The following is a 19,431-nucleotide window of genomic DNA, read 5'->3' as shown; positions in this document are numbered from 1 at the left end:
ACGCCTTTACGCGGACGGGGAGACGAGGCGGTAGCCGACCCCGCGCACCGTCTCGATCAGGGCGGGCAGCCGCAGCTTGGAGCGGAGCGAGGCGACGTGCACCTCCAGCGTGCGGCCCGTTCCCTCCCAGCTGGTGCGCCACACCTCGCTGATGATCTGTTCGCGGCGGAAAACCACACCGGGCCGCTGGGCGAGCAGCGCGAGCAGGTCGAACTCCTTGCGCGTGAGCTGTACTTCCGTGCCGTCCACGCTGACCCGGCGGGTGGGCAACTCGATGCTGACGTGCCCCAGGCGCAGCGCCGCGACGGGCGTGGACACGGTGTCCTCGTTGCTCGCGTTTCGCCGGCTGACCGCGTGGATACGGGCCAGCAGCTCCCCGGTGTCGTACGGCTTGGTCACGTAGTCGTCGGCGCCGAGGTTGAGTCCGTGGATGCGGGAGCGTACGTCGGCACGGGCGGTGACCATGATCACCGGCACGGAACTGCGCTTGCGGATCTTGCCGCACACCTCGTAACCGTCCTGGTCGGGAAGGCCGAGATCGAGGAGCACGACACCGAAGGGCTCGCTGTCGGTGGGCAGGAGCGCCTGAAGGGCCTCGTCGCCGCTGCGGGCGTGGACCACCTGGAAGCCGTGCCGGGCGAGGATCGCGGACAGGGCGGCGGCGACGTGGTTGTCGTCCTCGACGAGCAGCAGTCTCATGGCCCCCCTCTGGCAGTGGCGTGTGTCGGCGGTCGGTCCGTACGGTCGTGTACGCCCCCGGTCACTTCCCCGTTCCGGGGTGTTTCACGTAGGGGTGTACCAGGGAATCCACGCCGATCGAGGGTGGACAGTCAAGGGCCTGTCCGATGTATCCGGGTTTCCGTTATGCACCCGGTACGCCCGGTGCGGCAGGCGTGACGTCCCCTTCACGCGGTGTGTCCGGTTGCCGCCGGATCGTTATGCTCAATTTCCGCTCAGATGTAATGACGCTGGTAGCACTGCGTCACTAGGGTCCTTCCCAACCGAGGAGGACGGAGCAAGAAGCCGATGAGCGGAGTTTCAGTGACCAAGGGCGCCGAGGACGCTGCACCCGCGCCCGCCGGCGATCTGGTTGTGCTGAGCAACGTCAACAAGCACTTCGGCGCGCTGCATGTGCTCCAGGACATCGACCTGACGATCGCCCGCGGCGAGGTCGTGGTCGTCATCGGGCCGTCCGGGTCCGGTAAGTCCACGCTGTGCCGCACGATCAACCGCTTGGAGACGATCGACTCGGGCGCGATCACGATCGACGGGAAGCCGCTGCCCGCGGAGGGCAAGGAGCTGGCCCGGCTGCGTGCCGACGTCGGCATGGTCTTCCAGTCGTTCAACCTCTTCGCCCACAAGACGGTCCTGGAAAACGTGATGCTCGGCCAGCTGAAGGTCCGCAAGACGGACAAGAAGGCGGCCGAGGACAAGGCGCGTTCGCTGCTCGACCGGGTGGGCGTCGGAACCCAGGCCGACAAGTACCCCTCCCAGCTGTCCGGCGGTCAGCAGCAGCGCGTCGCGATCGCCCGGGCCCTGGCGATGGATCCGAAGGTCATGCTCTTCGACGAGCCGACCTCCGCGCTCGACCCGGAGATGATCAACGAGGTCCTTGAGGTCATGCAGCAGCTCGCCCGCGAGGGCATGACGATGGTCGTCGTCACCCACGAGATGGGCTTCGCGCGCTCGGCGGCGAACCGGGTCGTCTTCATGGCGGACGGGAAGATCGTCGAAGAGGCCACGCCCGACCAGTTCTTCAGCAACCCGCGCAGTGACCGGGCCAAGGACTTCCTGTCGAAGATCCTTCACCACTGACGGAGCCCGCCGCACCGGCTCCCGCATCTGTTGATCACTCACTTCGCGCCAACTCTAGGGAATTTCACATGCAGCTTCGCAAGGTCACCGCTGCCTCGGCCGCCGTGCTCGCCCTCGCCCTGACCGCCACCGCCTGTGGCTCCGACGACAAGGACGACTCGGCTTCGGGCGGCGGCAAGAAGATCACCATCGGCATCAAGATCGACCAGCCGGGTATCGGCCTGAAGACCCCGGAGGGCAAGTTCACCGGCTTCGACGTCGACGTCGCCACGTACGTCGCCAAGGAGCTCGGCTACGACGCCAAGAACATCGAGTTCAAGGAGACGAAGAGCGCCGACCGCGAGACGGCGATCTCGCGCGGTGACGTCAAGTTCATCGTCGCCTCCTACTCGATCAACGACGAGCGCCTGCAGAAGGTCGACTTCGCCGGTCCGTACCTCCTGGCCCACCAGGACATCCTGGTCCGCGCGGACGACAGCACGATCAAGTCGCCCGAGGACCTGAACAACAAGAAGCTCTGCTCGGTCACCGGGTCGACCTCGGCGCAGAATGTCAAGGACAAGCTGGCCCCGAAGGCGCAGCTTCAGGAGTACGGCGGCTACTCGGAGTGCCTGACCGGCCTCGAGAACAAGGCCGTCGACGCGCTGACCACAGACGACAGCATCCTCGCCGGCTACGCCTCGCAGGACGTGAACAAGGGCAAGTTCAAGCTGGCCGGGTTCAAGATGACCAACGAGAACTACGGCATCGGCCTGAAGAAGGGCGACGCCGACCTCAAGAAGAAGATCAACGACGCGCTGACCAAGATGGTCAAGGACGGTTCGTGGGACAAGGCGGTCGAGGCCAACTTCGGTCCGGCCGGCTACAAGAACGAGCCCGCCCCGAAGATCGGCAACGTCGTCAAGTGAAGCAGGGTTGACCGGGCGCGCCGCCGCTGAACGGCGGCGCGCCGCGCCCTCCTACACGCGGAAGCACGGGAGATCGTGTTCGACTTTCTTGATGGTTACGACCTGCTGGGGGCCTTCTGGGTCACGGTGAAGCTCACCGTGTTCTCCGCCCTCGGCTCCCTCATATGGGGAACGCTGCTGGCCGGCATGAGGGTCAGCCCGGTCCCCCTGATGCGCGGTTTTGCGACCGCCTACGTGAACGTGGTCCGGAACATTCCGCTGACCGTGATCATCATGTTCGCCTCGCTGGGCTTGTACTCGACGCTCGGCATCGACCTCGGCGCCACCGACATCAAGGTCGTCAACTTCCGGCTCGCGGTGCTCGCCTTCGTCGTCTACACAGCGTCCTTCGTGTGCGAGTCACTGCGTTCGGGCATCAACACGGTGCCCGTCGGCCAGGCGGAGGCCGCCCGGGCGCTCGGGCTCAGCTTCGGCCAGGTGCTGCGGCTGATCGTGCTCCCGCAGGCGTTCCGGTCGGTGGTCAACCCGCTGTCCAACGTGCTCATCGCGCTGACGAAGAACACCACCGTCGCTTCGGCAATCGGTGTGGCGGAAGCCTCGTATCTGATGAAGGGGATGATCGAGAACGAGGCGCAACTGCTGCTGATCTCGGGCATCTTCGCCCTCGGCTTCGTGATCCTGACCCTCCCGACCGGCCTCATCCTCGGATGGGTGGCCAAGAAGGTGGCGGTGAAGCGATGAGTTCCGTCCTCTACGACGCGCAGGGGCCCCGCGCCAAGCGGCGCAACATCCTATATACCGTTCTCTTCGTGCTGGCCGCCGCAGCGGTGGTGTGGTGGGTGTACGACGGCCTCGACGAGAAGCACCAGCTCGACTGGGTCAAGTGGAAGCCGTTCTTCGCCGACACCCAGGCGTGGGAGACGTTCATCTGGCCCGGCTTCCAGAACACGATCAAGGCGGCGTTCTTCGCCCTGATCATCGCACTGCCGCTGGGCGCGCTCTTCGGGATCGGCCGGCTCTCGGACCACCGCTGGGTGCGCGTTCCGGGCGGGGTGATCGTGGAGTTCTTCCGCGCCATTCCCGTACTGCTCCTGATGATCATCGCCAACCAGGCGTACTCCGAGTACACCGACCTCGACCCGGACACGCGTCTGCTGTACGCCGTCGTCACGGGTCTGGTGCTCTACAACGCCTCGGTGCTCGCCGAGATCGTGCGGGCGGGCATCCTGACGCTCCCCCGAGGGCAGACGGACGCGGCCAAGGCGATCGGCATGCGCAAGGGCCAGACGATGGTCTTCGTGCTGCTGCCGCAGGCGGTCACCGCGATGCTGCCGGCCATCGTCAGCCAGCTCGTGGTGATCGTGAAGGACACCGCCCTCGGTGGCGCGGTGCTCGCCTTCCCGGAGCTGCTCGCGTCGGTCCGGCCGATGTCGGCGAACTACGGTTCCAACACCATCGCCTGCTTCACGATCGTCGCGCTCGTCTACCTGGCGCTCAACTTCGCCCTGACGTCCTTCGCGAGCTGGCTGGAGCGGTGGCTCCGGCGCGGCAAGAAGAGCACGGGCGCGGTCGTGGGCACCGGACCGGGGGGCGAACTGGAGACGATCGGTGCGCCGTCGCTCAACATGGACGACGGAAGCGCCGCCTGACGGCTCGTCGTACGACGCCCGCGAGGGGCGGTGGCTCACCTGCCACCGCCCCTCGCCGCGTTCCGGCGTCGCTTGACGCAAGCACCGGCAGTAGGTTGCATACGTTCTGTGATCGCGCACCGAGTCCCCGACGCCGCAGCACCCCCTTCGACGCCCGCGCACCTTCCGTTCCGTTCCACCGGACCGCTCCGTTTCGCCGCGCTTCCGACGGGGGACGCACCGTGGACCCGGTGATCGTCGTCGGTGCCGGGCCGGTCGGCCTGGCGCTCTCGCTCGCCCTCGCCGCGCAGGGCGTGCCGTCCGTGCTGCTCGACGAGGACCCCGACAACGACGAGACACGCCCCGCCCGTACGGTCGTGCTGCGCGAGGACACCGCGGCCTTCCTGGAGCGGCTGGGCTGCAAGGCGCTACGGGACGAGGGACTGCGCTGGTCGGGCTGGCGTTCGGTGCGGCGCAGGCAGCTGGTGCGCGAGCTGCCGCTCGGCGAGGACCCGGTCCCGGGCAGCGACGTGCCCGCCGCCCCCGTCCACGTACCGCAGCACGCGCTCGTACGGGGTCTGCGGGACGCGGTGGCCGCACAGGAGCTGGTGCAGACCGCCGGGCCCAGCCGCATCGACACCCTGGAGCAGGACCCGGCCGGGGTCACCGTGCACACCAGGGAGCCCGGATCGACCTGGTGGCGCGGGAGTTACCTGGTCGGCTGCGACGGCGCCCGGTCCACCGTGCGCAAACTCCTCGACATCAGGTTTCCCGGGCGTACGGCGGTGGAACGGCACGCCGTGGCCGCACTGCGCGCCGAGCTGCCCCGGCCCGGTGAGGCCGTGCTGCACCGGTCGCCGCCCTGGCGCACCGGTGGCACCGAGGTGACCGCCAGGCCCCTGCCCGACGACGTGTGGCGGCTGGACTGGCTGCTACCCGCGCGCGGCGAACTGGTCACGCCGGACGCGCTCGTCACCCGGGTCCGGGACACCCTGGCCGGCTGGTGCGGCGAGACACCTCCGTACGAACTGCTGGACACCGGGGTCTACACGCTGCACCACCGGCTGGCCCGGCGGTGGCGGGTGAAGCGTTCCTTTCTGGCCGGGGACGCCGCCCACCTGCTCGGCGCCCTCGGCACCCAAGGACTCGACGAGGGGCTGCGGGACGCGGAGAACCTGGCCTGGAAGCTGGCTCTGGCCTGGCACCACGGGGCGTCCGACGCGCTCCTCGACAGCTACCAGGCGGAACGCCGGGCCGCCGTCGCCGCACGGCTGCGCGCCGCCGACCAGTCGCTGCCGATACTGCGGGGCGGCGGAGGTCTGCGGACGCTCGTACCGGGGAGCGCACGGGGGCACGACACCCTGCTGATGGACGGGCATCTGGGCTGCGGCCCCCTCGGTGCGCCCCCTTCCTACGCGCTGTCCCCCCTTGCGCCCGCGCGCGGCGAGGCGCACACCGCGGTGGGCACGCCCCCCGGCGCGCCGGTGGCCGATGTACGGGTCACGGCGCCCGACGGCACCCCGGTGCGGCTGCGGGAGCGGCTGGGGCAGGGGCAGCTGCTCGTGGTGCTGGTGGCGCCCGGAACCGGAGTATGGGACCGGCGCCACTGGATGCGCGCCGGAGTGATGCCCCGGCTGGCGGAGGCCGTCGCGGGGCTGCCGGTGAAGGCCGAACTGCTGGTGGCCGAGAGCTATCCGGGTGCCTCCGCGCACACGGTCCTGCTGGTCAGGCCGGACGGACATCTCGTGGAGGCGTTCGGCGGGGTGCGTCCGGCCGAGCTGTTCGCGGCGGCGGACGCGGCGCGCGGCGGCGCGGCCCGGACGTCGGTGCGTGCCGACAGGACCGCGGACGTCAATTGACCCTCGCGGGCGCGCATGGTCTACTCCCGGTCATGACCGACACCGATGTGCGCCTGTGGCGGAGGGTCCATATGGACCTGCTCCGCTATGCGGGCTGCGTGTGTCGCCCGTCCTGCTGAATCGCCTTCACCTGCCCTCGCCGTGCGCTGTGCCGTGCGGCGGGGCGTCCGCGCGAACTCTCAGGACGGTCTCCGTGTCTGCCTCTCCCTTCCCCACCGCACCCGTGCCCACGCGCACGTCCGCGCCGGCTCCGACCGCCGCGGAACTGCTCGACTTCGTCCGCCGCACCGCCGAGGACACTGCACTCATCGCCTCCCTTCCCCTCGACCCCGAGGGCCGCACCTGGATCCGGCTCGACGGTCCCGGCGGCAGTGAGGCATGGCTGATCGGCTGGCCGCCCGGTACCGGTACCGGCTGGCACGACCACGCCGACTCGATCGGCGCCTTCCTCACCGCGGCCGGCACGCTCAGGGAGTACTCCCTCGCGGCCCGGCTGCCCACCGACGGCTGGAAGACCCTGGAACTGGCCGAGGACATCGACCGCACCCGGGAGCTGACCCCCGGCCGGGGCAGGGCCTTCGGCCGCCATCACGTCCACGAGGTGCTGAACGAGTCGCCCACGGAGCACGCTGTCTCCGTCCACGCGTACTACCCGCCGCTGCCGCGCATCCGGCGCTACAGCCGCACCGGCGCGGTGCTGCGCCTGGAGCAGACCGAGGGACCGGAGGACTGGCAGTGAGCGACGAGCCCGTCGGGATCGACGAGTTGCTGGAGCGGGTCAGGGCCGGTTACGAACGGCTCGGCCCCCAGGAAGCGCGGGCGGCGGCCTCGGAGGGCGCCCTGCTCGTGGACATCCGCTACGCCGAACTGCGCGAGCGGGACGGGCTGATCCCGGGGGCGCTGGTCATCGAGCGCAACGAGCTGGAATGGCGGCTGGACCCGCGGGGAAGCCACCGGGTCCCGGAGGCGGTGGACCACGGCCTCCGGGTGGTGGTGATCTGCAACGAGGGTTACGCGTCGAGCCTGGCGGCCGAGTCGCTGCACCGGCTCGGCCTGTACCGGGCGACGGACCTGGTGGGCGGCTTCCAGGCGTGGCGCGCGGCGGGGCTCCCGGTCGAGACATGAGATGAGGGGGCGGCCCGCCCGGGCCGCCCCCTCATGTCCTCCTCGTCACCGGCCCGCGGCCACCTCCACCGGGCGGGTCCGCAGCGCGAACCGGCCGGGCAGCGCCGTCGCGACCAGGGCGAGCAGCGCGGCGACACCGACCACGGTCCCGTACACCAGGGGCAGCACACCGGGTGCCGCGCTCCCCGTCATGCCGATGCTGAACGCGGTCAGTACGGCGAGCGCGATACCGGTACCGAGGGCTGCGGAGATCACCAGGACCGACAGGGTCTCGGTACGGAGCATCCGCAGCACCTGGCGGCGTGTGGCGCCGGCGAGCCGCAGGAGGGCGAACTCCCTGAACCGTTCGGACACCGACATGGCCAGTGTGTTGACGACGGCGATGGCGGTGAAGGCGAGAACCAGCCCCATGGCGAGGAGGTTGACCTCGGCGTTCTCCTGCCCCCGGTCGGCCTGGAGCCGGTCGGCGACCGCCGGGGTGACGACCGTGACGCCGGGGAACTTTTTCACGGCGTCGGACAGTTTGTCCCCGGGCGCGTTCCCGGCCACCAGGACCGTCGCGGCGAGCGGGTTGTCCATGTGCCGTGCGACCAGGTCGTGCGGCAGGGTGAGGTCCCCGAAGCCGAGGCCCCGCCGGTAGACGGCGGCAACGGTGAGCGTGGTGGCGGTGCCGTCCCCCAGGTGCAGGGCGAGGTCGCTGCCGACGTGCAGCCCGAGCCGGTCGGCGGCGAGTTCGCTGATCGCGGCGGCCCGCCCGTTTGCGGCGAACTTCGCGAGGGAACCGCTCGTCACGCCCGGGTCCCAGGTGCGGGTGAGCCCCGGGCCGGTGACGCCCTGTGCGGCGTACTTCTCCAGACCCACCCGCACCGTGGTGCGCACGACCTCCGTGGCGGCGGTGACACCGGGCGTCGCGCGGACCGCCTCGGTGGCCGCCGACGGCACGCCGGGCCCCTGCGCGCCGACCACCCAGGTGGCGCGGGTGCCCTCCCTGGCCTGGGTGCGGGCGGCGTCGCCGACGGTCGGCTGGAGGAAGAGGACCGTGCAGGTCATGCCGATGAGCAGGGTGAGCGGGGTGACGACGGAGGCCATCCGGGTGGAGTTTCCCCGGACGTTCGCGGTGGCCAGGGTGCTCATCGGGCCCGTCCGCCGGAGCACGCCCGCCATCAGGAAGGCGGCGGCCCGCACGAGGAACGGCCCAAGGAGCGAGACCGCCGTGGCCAGCACCACCACGGCCAGGAAGGTCACGGGGGTCGAGGCGGCCTCGGTGCGCAGCACGCTCAGGACACCGACCAGCGTGCCACCGCCGGCGAGCAGGAGCAGCCCCACGAGGACGCGTCCCCGGGCCGGCCGGCTGCGCTCGACCGCGGACTCGGCCATGGCCTCGGCCGGACGCAGCCCGGCGATCCGGCGGCCGGAGATCCGGGCGGCGGCCCAGGCGCCGAACAGGGTGACCGCGACGGCGGCGCAGGCCGGGACGGCTCCGGCCGTACGTTCCAGAGTCGGCGGGATCACGCCCATGCCGGTGAACCGGCCGTGCAGCCAGGCGGCGAGGGGCAGCCCGGCGAGCGCGCCCAGGACCCCGGCGAGGGCGCCGACGACCAGGGCTTCCCGGCCGAGCAGTCGGCGGACCTGACGGGAGGTGGCGGCGATGGTACGGAGCAGGGCCAGCTCGCGGTGGCGCTGCTGGATGGACAGGGCGAACGTCCCGACGACGACGAGCACCGCGACCAGCAGCGAGGTACCGCCCATGGCCCCGCCCATCGAGACCAGCTTGACGCGGGCCCCCGCCGCGTCGAGGAATTCGACCGGTCCGCGTCCGTCACCCGTCGCCACCTGGGCGGTGGTGCCCTTGAGGGCGGCCGTTACCTGCCCCTTCAGCGTGCCGGTGTCTGTGCCGGGCTCGGGCAGGACGCCGATCGCGCTGACCCGGCCGGCGCGGTCCGCGAGCCGCTGGGCCTCCGCGTCGGAGAAGAACAGCGAGCGCTGCTGCCGGAGTTCGCCCTGCCCCTGGGGCGTGGCGATGCCGCTGATGCGGTACGTGTGCGGGGCACGGGTCGACTGGACGGTGACCCGGTCCCCGGTCGTGAGGCCCGCCCGTTCGGCGAGGGCCCGGTCGATCACGACGTCGTCGGCGGAGGCCGGGGCCCGGCCGGTGGTCAGCGCGAAGGGGGTCAGCGGGGCGGACGACCAGGCGTGCCCGTGGAAGGGGACGTCTGCGTCTTCCGCCGCGTGGGCGGGGAGCCCGACTGGCTGGGCGAGGAAGGTGAGTTCGGGGACGACCGTGCGGACACCCGGCAAGTGGCGCAGCCGGTCGGCGGTGGCGGCGGGGAGCCAGGCCCGTTCAGCGACGGGCTTCGCCTTGTGCTTGGTCTTCGTCTTGCCGTTGCCCTTGTGCTTGACGGTCGTGCGGTGGACGTTCTGGTCGGCCGAGACGATCAGCGGCGTGGCCGCGTACCGCTCGGCGGCGATCCGGCCGCGCAGGCCGGTCTCCAGCAGGGTGCCGCAGGCGGTGACGAGTGCGGCGGCACACATGAGGGCGAGGAACGCCCCGAGGAATCCCGCCTTGCGGTGCCGGATCGTCCGCAGGGCATAGCGCAGCATCATGAGGCGTCCGTCTCTGATCGTTCGGGGTCCGGGAAGGCGAGCAGGCGGGTGTGGACCGTCCGGGCACCCGGTGCGGTGTCGGCGCCGGGGCGCCGGTAGCGGTTCATCAGGGCGATGTACTCCTCGAAGAACGCGCGGAGTTCGGGGAGGGTGAGGCTCAACGCGCCCCGCGAGTACGCGAAGGCGTCGGCCCACTCGTCCGGCGCCGCGTCGGCGCTCTCGCGCTGGAGCCGTTCGAAGAGGGCGAGGTCGGCGGCGTACGCGTGCCGGTTCAGCTCGTCGATGACGAGGCGCAGTTCGGGCGTCCGCCGCGAGGCCGGCGGAAAGCGCCGGTCCCCGGGAACGGCCCGCCACCACCTGCCCCGACGCCCGCCCGGCTCCTGCGGCACGGTGTCCGCCACGAAGCCGTAGCGGGCCAGTTCACGCAGGTGGTAGCTGGTCGCCCCGGTGTTCAGCCCCAGCGCCCGGGCGAGGATCGCGGAGGTCGCGGGGCCGTGCAGGGCGAGGTGCTGGAGAATCTGCTGACGTCGCGGCTGGGCAAGCGCTTTGAGCGCGGCCAACTCCGTGATCTCGGCACCACCGGGCTTCTCTGGCATGCGTCACACACTGCTCTGTGCACAGATACCTGTGCACTGGAGCACCCCGGCGTCTCCGTAGGGGGGTTGTCCCCCGGAGGGGTGAGTCCGGCTGCGCGTGAGGGCCGGGTGCGACTGGGGGCAGACGCGGCTTTACGCGGGCGGGGTGCGGCCACGCCGAGCCGGAGATCGGCGCACCGCGAGGCACGGCACCGCACCGCCGGACGCAGAGGTCTGCGCGCCGCGAGGCACGGCATCGCACCGTGTGGCGGGACCGCCGCGGGGCGCAGATACGGCACGCAGGAGCCCGTACGGGCGTGCTGACACGGGTAGCGGCTCACTGCCGTGGCCCTGCTGTCCAGCCCCGCGCCGAGCCGGGCCAGCAGGGCCACGGCGGTGAGCCGCACCGGATGCGGGAGCGGCACGCCGGTGCGGCCGCACCGTGCGGGCACTGGCGCCCGGCAAGACCGGGGGCGGCACCCGTTCCACCCCCCGACACGGGCACCGCGCGTGACCACGGCGGTTCGCCACCGGAATGCCGCGTGACACACCCATATGGCGTCGCTCAGGTGGAGCGGCCCGGAGGGCGGACGGACATTCGCCTCACGGCGGGCGCGGCCGCTCCGGCCCGGCCCGCCCGCCGGGACGCCATCAGGGCACCGGTACGCCGCTACGACGGGGAGCACGCACCGATGCCGACCACCGCCCTCACCCCCGACGAACTCGACGCCCAAGCCGCGCGCCTCCATGACACGGACGCCTGGCGGCAAATCGTCACCGGCTGGGACCTGACCGCGCCGGCCACGCCGGCCCCCGCTGCCGACTGGCGCGCCCTGCTCTCCGTACCGGTGGACCGGCTGATCGCCGACACCGTCCGCACGCTGCCCCCCACCGCACCGCAAGAGCGTCCGCTGCCCGGGCGCATCGGTGCGATCCTGCCCGACCGGCTGCACGCGTGGCGGCGCGTCGGACGGCCCGATGTGCGGCCGTCCGTCCATCTCGCCCACGCCCGGCTGATCCTGACCGAGTGGGGCTGGCAGAACACCCCGTACCGGCTCCGCAACATCCGGGGCGCCCGCTGCGTCTGCGGCGCCATGCTCACCGCGCACCGCCTGGGCCACGGCTCCGCGGAGACGGTCGACCGGGCCGGGGCCTGGATGATCGCGGAGCTGCGTTCCCAGGGCTGGACCGGGCTGATCGGCCCCTGGAACCGCTACCCCGGACGCACCGCCGAGGACGCCCTCGCACTGATCGACGCCACCATCAGCCGCGCGGCCCGCGCAGGCCAGTAGCGGCCGCCGGCTCAGAAGGGCTCGTCCAGCCCCTCCGTGTCCTCCCCCTCTTCCTCCAACGCCCGGCGCACCACGCGCAGGGCCATCCCCTCGCCATACCCCTTGCGGGCGAGCATGCCCGCGAGGCGGCGCAGGCGTTTGTCGCGGTCCAGTCCACGGGTGGACCGGAGCTTGCGGGCGACGAGCTCCCGCGCGGTCTCCTCCTCCTGCTCGGAGTCGAGCTGCCCGACGGCTTCATCGATCACTGCGGCGTCCACACCCTTGGTCCGCAGCTCACGGACCAGCGCCCGGCGGGCGAGCCCCCGCCCGTGGTGCCGGGACTCCACCCAGGCGTCGGCGAAGGCGGCGTCATCGATCAGCCCGACGTCCTCGAAGCGGGACAGCACCTCTTCGGCCGCCTCGTCCGGGATCTCCCGCTTGCGGAGGGCGTCCGCGAGCTGCTTGCGGGTGCGCGGTGTGCCGGTGAGCAGGCGCAGACAGATGTTGCGGGCCTGCTCGACCGGGTCGCGCGGTTCCCCCTTCTCGGCCCTCGACGAGGAGGGGGAACCGCTGTCACTGGACCGGGAGCGGGAACGGCGTCCCGTTCCCTCACCGGATCCGGCGGCCGCGCCGGGGTCAGCGGCGCCGGCCGGCCACTCAGTACGACGCGTCACGGCTTAGCTCTTGGCCGCGGCCGCCTTGGCCGGCTTGGTCTTGACGGCCGCCGGCGTCGCCGGCTTCGCAGCCGTGTCGGCCTGAGCCGCCGCGCCTGCCGCATCCGCACCGGACTCGGCGGAGGCGTCCTCGGGCTGGACGCCGATGCCCAGCTTCACCAGGATCTTCTTCTCGATCTCGTTGGCGAGGTCGGGGTTGTCCTTGAGGAAGTTGCGCGCGTTCTCCTTGCCCTGGCCGAGCTGGTCGCCCTCGTACGTGTACCAGGCGCCGGCCTTGCGGACGAAGCCGTGCTCCACGCCCATGTCGATCAGACCGCCCTCGCGGCTGATGCCCTGGCCGTAGAGGATGTCGAACTCGGCCTGCTTGAAGGGCGGCGCCACCTTGTTCTTGACGACCTTGACGCGGGTGCGGTTGCCGACCGCGTCGGTGCCGTCCTTCAGCGTCTCGATCCGGCGGATGTCGAGGCGCACCGAGGCGTAGAACTTGAGCGCGCGGCCACCGGTGGTGGTCTCCGGCGAGCCGAACATCACACCGATCTTCTCGCGGAGCTGGTTGATGAAGATCGCGGTGGTCTTGGACTGGTTCAGCGCGCTGGTGATCTTCCGGAGCGCCTGGCTCATCAGGCGGGCCTGAAGACCCACGTGCGAGTCACCCATCTCGCCCTCGATCTCCGCGCGCGGCACCAGGGCCGCGACAGAGTCGATGACGATGAGGTCGAGGGCGCCCGAGCGGACCAGCATGTCCACGATCTCGAGGGCCTGCTCACCGTTGTCCGGCTGGGACAGGATGAGGCTGTCGATGTCGACGCCGAGCTTCTTCGCGTACTCCGGGTCGAGCGCGTGCTCCGCGTCGATGAAGGCCACCGAGCCGCCGAGCTTCTGCGCGTTCGCCACGGCGTGCAGCGTCAGCGTCGTCTTACCGGAGGACTCCGGTCCGTACACCTCCACCACACGGCCGCGCGGCAGGCCGCCGACGCCGAGCGCGACGTCGAGCGCGGTGGACCCGGTGGGAATCACCTCGATGGGCTCGTTCGGCCGCTCGCCGAGGCGCATCACCGCGCCCTTGCCGAATTGCCGTTCAATCTGTGCGAGTGCGGCGTCCAGCGCCTTCTCGCGGTCGGTTCCTGCCATGGGTTCCACCCGATTTGCTTGAGTCGATCGCTTCACGTCAAAGACGCTAACCCCTGCCACTGACAATGGGCCTCGACGTCCTCCCGGCCTGTGGACAACTCCACGGTCGGGCCCGGGAAAACCCGGCCGGAATCCCATGAGAATGGATGTTCGATTTTAGTGTCAAGCGCACCACGCCGCCCCTCCGCGGCCGGGCCTGAGGGCCGGTCCGGTCAGCTCCGGGGGCGGCCGCGGGGGCTGTAGGCGAGCCTGAACTGGGGAAACCGTTCCCGTCGGGGGTCCAGCAGATCGATCAGCGCGATCAGCTGGACCTGGAGATCCTTGAGTCGACCGACCGCCTGGGCCGTGTCGGCGGCGAGTCGGTCCACGTCCGCCAGCGGATCGGAGAACCACGCGGCGAACTCCTGGTCCTGTTCCAGCTTCGAGCAGAACTCCGCGTAGCCCAGGCAGCGGCGCCGGCCCGGCTCGCCGTCGGGATGGACCATGAGCTCGCCGATGGCCCGCTGCTGGGCGCCGAACAGCCGGAGCTCGTTGCTCGCCGTGTCGATCCTGGACAAGCTGCTGCCGATGCGCGAGATCTGCTTCATGACCTGCGCGTTGACGCGGCTCCTGCCCAGGTCGAGGAACTGGATGTCGCGGCGCAGGATCTCCACCCAGCCCAGGTACTCGGCCAGCACGAAGACCGTGCTGCGCCGGACGAAGTCCGCCTCGCGAGGGGTGCCCCGAGTGAGGAAGCTCGTCAGGAAGCCGTTGCCGCGCACGGGATCCTGATCGTTGTCATGGCCGTGCAGGATGTTGAACAGCCTGCTCTGCAGATCGAACGCGGCCCATGCCAGGGAAGCCCCGTACCGTTCCATGTAGTCGCGCTGTTCCCGGGACCGCAGGCGGCGCTGCTGCCAGTAGCTGAAGAGCGCGGCCGCCGCCGCACCGCAGACGGCCACGGCCGCCGATGCCAGGGACAGCCACTCCATGTTCCCCCCAGGGTCGGCACGACATCCCGCGCCTCAGCCTACGGGGCCGCCCCGCACGCTTCGGTGGAATGAGCGCCTCAGGTGCCGCTCGGCCCGGAAGGCCCCTCCGGCCGACGCGGCTCCTCCGGCTCCCCGCCGTCCGTCTGGCCGCCGTCCTCCCGGCCGTCCTCGCCCGCGAGGACGGTACGCATCCGTCTCAGGCGGGTCCACAGGGGCTCGCCCCGCACGCCGGGGCGGCTGCCGTGGACGCGCGGATCGTCCGTGACGTCGTAGCGCTTCACGTACGCGCCGAGGAACGCCTGGAGCGTGGCCACCGCCGGGATGGCGATCAGCGCGCCGACGGCGCCCATGAGCGCCGTGCCCGCGATGACCGAGCCGAAGGCCACGGCGGGGTGGATGTCCACCGTCTTCGCGGTGAGCTTGGGCTGGAGCATGTAGTTCTCGAACTGCTGGTACACCACGACGAAGCCGAGGACCCAGAGCGCGTACCAGGGATCGACGGTGAAGGCGATCAGCATCGGCAGGGCGCCCGCGAGGTACGTGCCGATCGTGGGGATGAACTGGGAGACGAGCCCGACCCAGACCGCGAGCGCCGGCGCGTACGGCACGCCGAGGGCGGCCAGCAGGATGTAGTGCGCGACGCCGGAGATGAGTGCCATCAGGCCGCGCGAGTAGAGGTAGCCACCGGTCTTGTCGACGGCGATCTCCCAGGCCCGCAGCACCTCCGCCTGGCGGGCGGGGGGCAGCACGGAGCACAGCCCGCGCCGCAGCCGGGGACCGTCCGCGGCGAAGTAGAAGGAGAACAGGAAGATCGTCAGCAGGCGGAAGAGGCCGCCGAGGACGGTCGCCGAGACGTCGAGCACTCCGGTCGCGCTGTTCTGCACGTACTTCTGCAGCCAGTCGGAGTGCAGCAGGCTGTCCTGGACCTCGACGCGGGAGAGCTCCGTGTGGAAGGTCTGGTTGACCCAGTTGATCACCGAGTCGAGGTACTTCGGGAAGTCCTCCACCATGTCGACGATCTGGCCCGCGAGCATCGAGCCGAGCAGGAAGACGAAACCGGCCCCGGCGACCAGCACGAGGAGAAAGACCAGGAAGGTGGCGAGGCCCCGGCGCATGCCCCGGGCGGACATCCGGCTCACGGCGGGTTCGATGGCGAGCGCCAGGAAGAAGGCGATCAGCACATTGATCAGCAGACCGATGAGCTGGTCGAACGCCCAGCTGCCGAGCCGGAAGCAGGCGTAGAGCGCGAGGGCGAGGACCATGGCACGCGGCAGCCAGGCGGGCATGCGGGCGGGCCCGGCGCCGGACGGCGGGGCCGGGGGCGCGGCCGGTGGTACGGGCGGCGTGCGCGGCGGCTGGATCTGAGCGGTCTCGTCTGTGGGTGCCACGGAGCAAGTCTCGCCTATGTGGGTGACAGTCCCCCGCGCACCCCGGAAGGTGACCTTCTCTCCCCCGGCCGTCAGCGCCGGTCGGCGGGGATGCCCATCGCGGCGCACACTCCGCGCCAGACGTCCTTCGCCTCCCAGCCGGCCGCCAGCGCCTCATGGACCGTACGTCCGCCCAGCTCGGCCATCACATGGTCGCGTGCGAAGGAGTCCGCGTAGGCCGCGCCGAAGTGGTCCGCCATCCGTTCCCAGAAAATCGTCAACCGCATGCCTTCAGTATCCCGCTCCTGAGAGTGCAGCCGGGCCGCATCCGCCCTGCTCGGGGGCCCGAAGCCCTACGGTCGGTCCATGGCTGCAAATGGAACAAATCCCCTCGACCGGGCCGAGCGGTTCATCTGGCTCACGGCCCGTGTACTCGAACAGCGGCGGTTCGCCCATCAATACCTGGAGGGAGGCGCGGACGCGGTCGAGACGGCCCTCACCGCGTATGCCAATGAGGACGGCGGTTACGGTCACGGGCTCGAACCGGATCTGCGGGGTCCCGTCAGTCAGCCCCTGCACACCGCCCACGCGCTCAGCGTGCTCGACTCCATCGGCCGGTGCGGCGGGCTGCGGGTGGAGCGGATCTGCCGGTATCTGACGGAGGTGTCCACCAAGGAGGGCGCCCTGCCCGCGCTGCTGCCCTCCCAACGCGACTATCCGGCGGCCCCCTTCATCCCGATCGTGGACGATCCGCCGGCCGAGCTGCTGGCCACCGGACCCGTCGTCGGGCTGCTGCACCGCAACGAGGTGTGGCACGCCTGGCTCTTCCGGGCTACGGACTTCTGCTGGGCGGCCGTGGAAGCCCTGGAGGTGTCGCATCCGTACGAGATCGAGGCGGCGGTCGCCTTTCTCGACGGGGTGCCGGACCGGGCCCGGGCGGAGGCCGCCGCCGAACGGCTGGGGCGGGTGGTGCGCGACCAGCGGCTGGCCGTGCTCGATCCGGACCGGCGCGCGGAGTACCCGGTGGCCCCCGGATACGCACCGGGCGAGCAGCACTTCCCGTACGACTACGCCCGTACACCCGCGTCGCTCGCCCGGCGATGGTTCTCCGACACCGAGATGGAGCGCTCGCTCGACCATCTCGCCGCCGCACAGGAGGCGGACGGCGGCTGGCCGGTCACCTGGCGGCAGTGGGCACCCGGGACGGCACTGGAGGGGCGCCCCCTGGTGACCCTCAGGGCGCTGGAAACGCTGAGGGCGCACGGGCGCGCCCTGGTGTGAGAGGCGCCACCACCGGGAAAGGCCCGCCGGTAAGGGGCAGGCCCCAGGAGGCATGCCCCTTACGTTCCCGGGCGGACACCGCCTAGCCCAGCGCGCGTACCCCCGCCGTGACGACCACGGCAGCACCCACGACCACCAGGAAGGGTGCGCGCAGGACCAGGGCGAGCGCCGCGGCCGCGAGGCCCGCGCCCCTGGCGTCCAGGGCCAGATGCTGTCCGTCACCGAAGGTCTGCTGGGCGGTGAGCGCGGCCAGCAGGGCCACCGGAAGCAGGGCGGCCAGGCGCTGCGCCAGCGGGCGCTCCAGTGCGCCGGCGGGCACCAGGAGGCCGAGTAGTTTGGCCAGGTAGCAGCCGGCGAAGGTCAGCGCGATGGCGATCCAGACGTTCATCGGCCGCCCTCCGCCCGGTTCGTACCGGCGTCCTCGGCCCCGGCCCCGCCCGTGCCGTCGCCCTTGGCCCGCCCCATCAGGAACAGGACGACGGGCGCGGCCAGCGCGGACAGCAGCACGGGCACCCCGGCCGGCAGCACCGGCAGGAGCCCGAGGGCGAGCAGGACGGCGAGCGCGGCCGTCACACGCTCCGTCGTGGACTTCAGCATCGGGGCGAGCAGCGCGAGGAAGACCGCCGGGCTGGCCGCGTCGAGCCCCCAGGCGTCGGTGTCGCCGAGCGCCTCGGCTCCCATGGCACCCACCAGGGTGGTCAGGTTCCACAGCACGTAGAGGGTGGCCCCGGTGACGGTGAAGCCGATCCGCGCGGCCCGCCGGGTGGGCTGGGGCAGCGTCACGGCGGTGGTCTCGTCGATGACCCACTGGGCGGCGAGCGGGCGCAGGGCGCGCGGCAGGGCGAGGAGCTGGGAGAGCCGCAGGCCGTAGAAGGCGTTGCGTATGCCGAGGAAGAAGGCCCCGGCGGCCGCGGTGTACGGGTTGCCGCCGGCGGCGAGCGCGCCGACCAGGGCGAACTGGGAGGCGCCGGTGAACACGAGCAGGCTGAGCGCGCACGTCTGGAGCAGGCTCAGGCCGGAGCCCGCCGAGGTGACGCCGAAGGCGAAACCGGAGAGGCCGACGGCTATGCCGACGCCGAGCGCGTCGCGTACGACGGCCGAGTCCGGCTTGGTCCCGGCGTCGAGTGTGCTGCCGCCTGCCGGATCGGCGGTGGTGCAGGGGGGTGCTGTCTGTTTTGCCACGTCAGCACGCTACCGGGGCCGGTCCGGACCGGTCTTGTACGTTCTTGCACGTTCGCGCTGGTAGGCGCCGGGGGGCACTCCCACGATCCGGGTGAAGTGACGGTTGAGATGCGGCTGGTCGGTGAAGCCGACTTCCACCGCCGCGACCGAGGGGGCCGTGCCCGCGTCGAGCATCCGGCGCGCACGCCGCACCCGGGCGTCGGTGAGCCAGGTGTGCGGGGGCATCCCGTACTGCTTCTTGAACGCGCGCAGCAGCGCGAACGGGCTCGTGCCCAGCTCGGCGGCCAGCGCCTCCAGGGTCGGCGGCTCGGCCATCCGGGATTCCAGGAGGGCCCGGGCGCGCGCCGCGTCGCGGGCACCGGCGGCGCGGGGGGCCGAGACGGGGAACGCGGTGCCGTGCCGGGTGAGCAGACGGGTGACGACGACCCGCAGCACGCTGTCGGCGGCCAGGGCGTTGCCCTCCTCGGCCGCCCGGTGGACCTCGGCTATCAGCCGGGCCGCGTACGGATCGGCCACCCCGGTCTCGGCGAAGCCGACGGAGCCGCGCAGGCGCGTCGTATCGGAGGCGATGTCGTTGATCACCTGCGCGGACGGGTAGAGCGTGTCGTACACCCAGCCTTCGGGGACACCCGCGCGGGCGGTGTGCGGCACCTCCGGATTGATCATGACGACGGTCCCGGGGCCCGCGTGCAGGGTCCCGCCGGGCGTTCCGATGTCCTCGACGCCATGGCTCACCGTGGCGACGACATAGCCCTCGTGGCTGTGGCGCGGGAAAGTGTGCCGGATGTAGCGGGCCCGCAGCAGGTCGAGGTCGGGCAGCTCCGCGTAACTCCAGTGCCGCGCCCACTCCCCCGCTTGCTGTGCTCCTGCCATGCGGTGATTCTCCCAGCTCGCGGGCGGTCCGGCCGCCGGTCCCACGGCCCGCCCGCCGGTTGTCGGGGCCGTTGATGCTCCTATTGCTGTCAAGCGGCTTGGAGCCATTCACGGTAGGCGTGAGTGAGGTCGTCGTTCCTGCTGAGTCCTCTTTCGAGCCTGGAGAT

General features: G+C 71.4%; 21 protein-coding genes. 10 read left to right on the top strand and 11 right to left on the bottom strand.

All coding sequences use genetic code 11. The features are described from left to right. Nucleotides 1-6: 6 nt before the first annotated feature. The gene (locus ACIQZN_RS23630) at nt 7-699 is read right to left on the bottom strand and encodes a response regulator transcription factor (protein WP_403997241.1); all 693 of its coding nucleotides are present in this window, start codon (nt 697-699) and stop codon (nt 7-9) included. A 327-nt stretch (nt 700-1,026) separates the two neighbouring features. Between ACIQZN_RS23630 and ACIQZN_RS23625 the strand changes: the two genes are divergently transcribed. The 8 genes from ACIQZN_RS23625 to ACIQZN_RS23590 all read left to right on the top strand — a co-directional run bounded on the left by ACIQZN_RS23625 (nt 1,027) and on the right by ACIQZN_RS23590 (nt 7,335). Then, the gene (locus ACIQZN_RS23625) at nt 1,027-1,815 is read left to right on the top strand and encodes an amino acid ABC transporter ATP-binding protein (protein WP_026171813.1); all 789 of its coding nucleotides are present in this window, start codon (nt 1,027-1,029) and stop codon (nt 1,813-1,815) included. Nucleotides 1,816-1,883: 68 nt separating this feature from the next. Next, nucleotides 1,884-2,723, top strand: a complete 840-nt coding sequence (locus ACIQZN_RS23620; RefSeq protein ID WP_403997238.1) for a glutamate ABC transporter substrate-binding protein — start codon at nt 1,884-1,886, stop codon at nt 2,721-2,723. A gap of 75 nt (nt 2,724-2,798) precedes the next feature. Further along, nucleotides 2,799-3,464, top strand: coding sequence for an amino acid ABC transporter permease (locus ACIQZN_RS23615; protein WP_403997236.1), 666 nt, complete (start codon nt 2,799-2,801; stop codon nt 3,462-3,464). Then, nucleotides 3,461-4,372: an amino acid ABC transporter permease gene (locus tag ACIQZN_RS23610; RefSeq protein WP_403997234.1), complete on the top strand. Its 912-nt coding sequence runs from the start codon at nt 3,461-3,463 to the stop codon at nt 4,370-4,372. The genes ACIQZN_RS23615 and ACIQZN_RS23610 overlap by 4 nt, the downstream gene beginning before the upstream one ends. Before the next feature lie 221 nt (nt 4,373-4,593). Beyond that, nucleotides 4,594-6,210, top strand: a complete 1,617-nt coding sequence (locus tag ACIQZN_RS23605; RefSeq protein ID WP_403997232.1) for an FAD-dependent monooxygenase — start codon at nt 4,594-4,596, stop codon at nt 6,208-6,210. Between the two features lie 32 nt (nt 6,211-6,242). Further along, nucleotides 6,243-6,329 carry a putative leader peptide gene (locus tag ACIQZN_RS23600; RefSeq protein WP_311307652.1) on the top strand — a complete coding sequence of 29 codons (87 nt, stop codon included), beginning with the start codon at nt 6,243-6,245 and terminating at the stop codon, nt 6,327-6,329. Nucleotides 6,330-6,403: 74 nt separating this feature from the next. Further along, nucleotides 6,404-6,949 (top strand): cysteine dioxygenase, encoded by a 546-nt coding sequence (locus ACIQZN_RS23595; RefSeq protein ID WP_403997230.1) that lies wholly within the window; start codon nt 6,404-6,406, stop codon nt 6,947-6,949. Next, entirely contained in the window at nt 6,946-7,335 is a 390-nt protein-coding gene (locus ACIQZN_RS23590) for a rhodanese-like domain-containing protein (RefSeq protein ID WP_403997227.1), read from the top strand. Before ACIQZN_RS23595 ends, ACIQZN_RS23590 begins: the two co-directional genes overlap by 4 nt. 45 nt (nt 7,336-7,380) lie before the next feature. Here ACIQZN_RS23590 and ACIQZN_RS23585 read toward each other — a convergent pair whose 3' ends face one another. Next, entirely contained in the window at nt 7,381-9,939 is a 2,559-nt protein-coding gene (locus ACIQZN_RS23585; protein ID WP_403997225.1) for an FtsX-like permease family protein, read from the bottom strand. Next, nucleotides 9,936-10,535, bottom strand: a complete 600-nt coding sequence (locus ACIQZN_RS23580) for an ArsR/SmtB family transcription factor (protein WP_403997223.1) — start codon at nt 10,533-10,535, stop codon at nt 9,936-9,938. Before ACIQZN_RS23580 ends, ACIQZN_RS23585 begins: the two co-directional genes overlap by 4 nt. Nucleotides 10,536-11,206: 671 nt before the next feature. Here ACIQZN_RS23580 and ACIQZN_RS23575 point away from each other — a divergent pair. Further along, nucleotides 11,207-11,806: a hypothetical protein gene (locus ACIQZN_RS23575; RefSeq protein WP_403997596.1), complete on the top strand. Its 600-nt coding sequence runs from the start codon at nt 11,207-11,209 to the stop codon at nt 11,804-11,806. Between the two features lie 11 nt (nt 11,807-11,817). Here the strand turns inward: ACIQZN_RS23575 and recX are convergent, their stop codons facing one another. The 5 genes from recX to ACIQZN_RS23550 all read right to left on the bottom strand — a co-directional run bounded on the left by recX (nt 11,818) and on the right by ACIQZN_RS23550 (nt 16,215). Next, a complete protein-coding gene (recX, locus tag ACIQZN_RS23570) occupies nt 11,818-12,459 on the bottom strand; it encodes a recombination regulator RecX (RefSeq protein ID WP_403997220.1) in 642 nt (213 codons plus the stop codon). 3 nt (nt 12,460-12,462) lie between these two features. Continuing rightward, nucleotides 12,463-13,590 (bottom strand): recombinase RecA, encoded by a 1,128-nt coding sequence (gene recA / locus ACIQZN_RS23565; protein WP_403997218.1) that lies wholly within the window; start codon nt 13,588-13,590, stop codon nt 12,463-12,465. Nucleotides 13,591-13,802: 212 nt separating this feature from the next. Then, nucleotides 13,803-14,561 carry a hypothetical protein gene (locus ACIQZN_RS23560; RefSeq protein WP_403997216.1) on the bottom strand — a complete coding sequence of 253 codons (759 nt, stop codon included), beginning with the start codon at nt 14,559-14,561 and terminating at the stop codon, nt 13,803-13,805. 77 nt (nt 14,562-14,638) lie between these two features. Beyond that, nucleotides 14,639-15,847 carry an AI-2E family transporter gene (locus ACIQZN_RS23555; protein WP_403997593.1) on the bottom strand — a complete coding sequence of 403 codons (1,209 nt, stop codon included), beginning with the start codon at nt 15,845-15,847 and terminating at the stop codon, nt 14,639-14,641. A 173-nt stretch (nt 15,848-16,020) separates the two neighbouring features. After that, nucleotides 16,021-16,215: a DUF3046 domain-containing protein gene (locus tag ACIQZN_RS23550; protein ID WP_403997213.1), complete on the bottom strand. Its 195-nt coding sequence runs from the start codon at nt 16,213-16,215 to the stop codon at nt 16,021-16,023. A 79-nt stretch (nt 16,216-16,294) separates the two neighbouring features. On the opposite strand from ACIQZN_RS23550, the gene ACIQZN_RS23545 reads away from it, so the two are divergent. Beyond that, the gene (locus tag ACIQZN_RS23545) at nt 16,295-17,209 is read left to right on the top strand and encodes a hypothetical protein (protein ID WP_403997210.1); all 915 of its coding nucleotides are present in this window, start codon (nt 16,295-16,297) and stop codon (nt 17,207-17,209) included. A gap of 82 nt (nt 17,210-17,291) precedes the next feature. On the opposite strand, the gene ACIQZN_RS23540 is transcribed toward ACIQZN_RS23545, so the two are convergent. From ACIQZN_RS23540 to ACIQZN_RS23530, 3 genes are read right to left on the bottom strand one after another with little or no spacing between them, the layout of a single operon-like run. Beyond that, nucleotides 17,292-17,597 carry an AzlD domain-containing protein gene (locus ACIQZN_RS23540; RefSeq protein WP_403997207.1) on the bottom strand — a complete coding sequence of 102 codons (306 nt, stop codon included), beginning with the start codon at nt 17,595-17,597 and terminating at the stop codon, nt 17,292-17,294. Next, nucleotides 17,594-18,391, bottom strand: coding sequence for an AzlC family ABC transporter permease (locus tag ACIQZN_RS23535; protein WP_403997204.1), 798 nt, complete (start codon nt 18,389-18,391; stop codon nt 17,594-17,596). Before ACIQZN_RS23535 ends, ACIQZN_RS23540 begins: the two co-directional genes overlap by 4 nt. Before the next feature lie 9 nt (nt 18,392-18,400). Then, entirely contained in the window at nt 18,401-19,264 is an 864-nt protein-coding gene (locus tag ACIQZN_RS23530) for an AraC family transcriptional regulator (RefSeq protein WP_403997201.1), read from the bottom strand. Nucleotides 19,265-19,431: the final 167 nt, after the last annotated feature.

Origin of the sequence: Streptomyces sp. NPDC097595 (assembly GCF_044761525.1) — a bacterium.
GTDB lineage: Bacteria > Actinomycetota > Actinomycetes > Streptomycetales > Streptomycetaceae > Streptomyces > Streptomyces drozdowiczii_A.
This window is presented reverse-complemented; position numbering and strand designations above follow the sequence as displayed.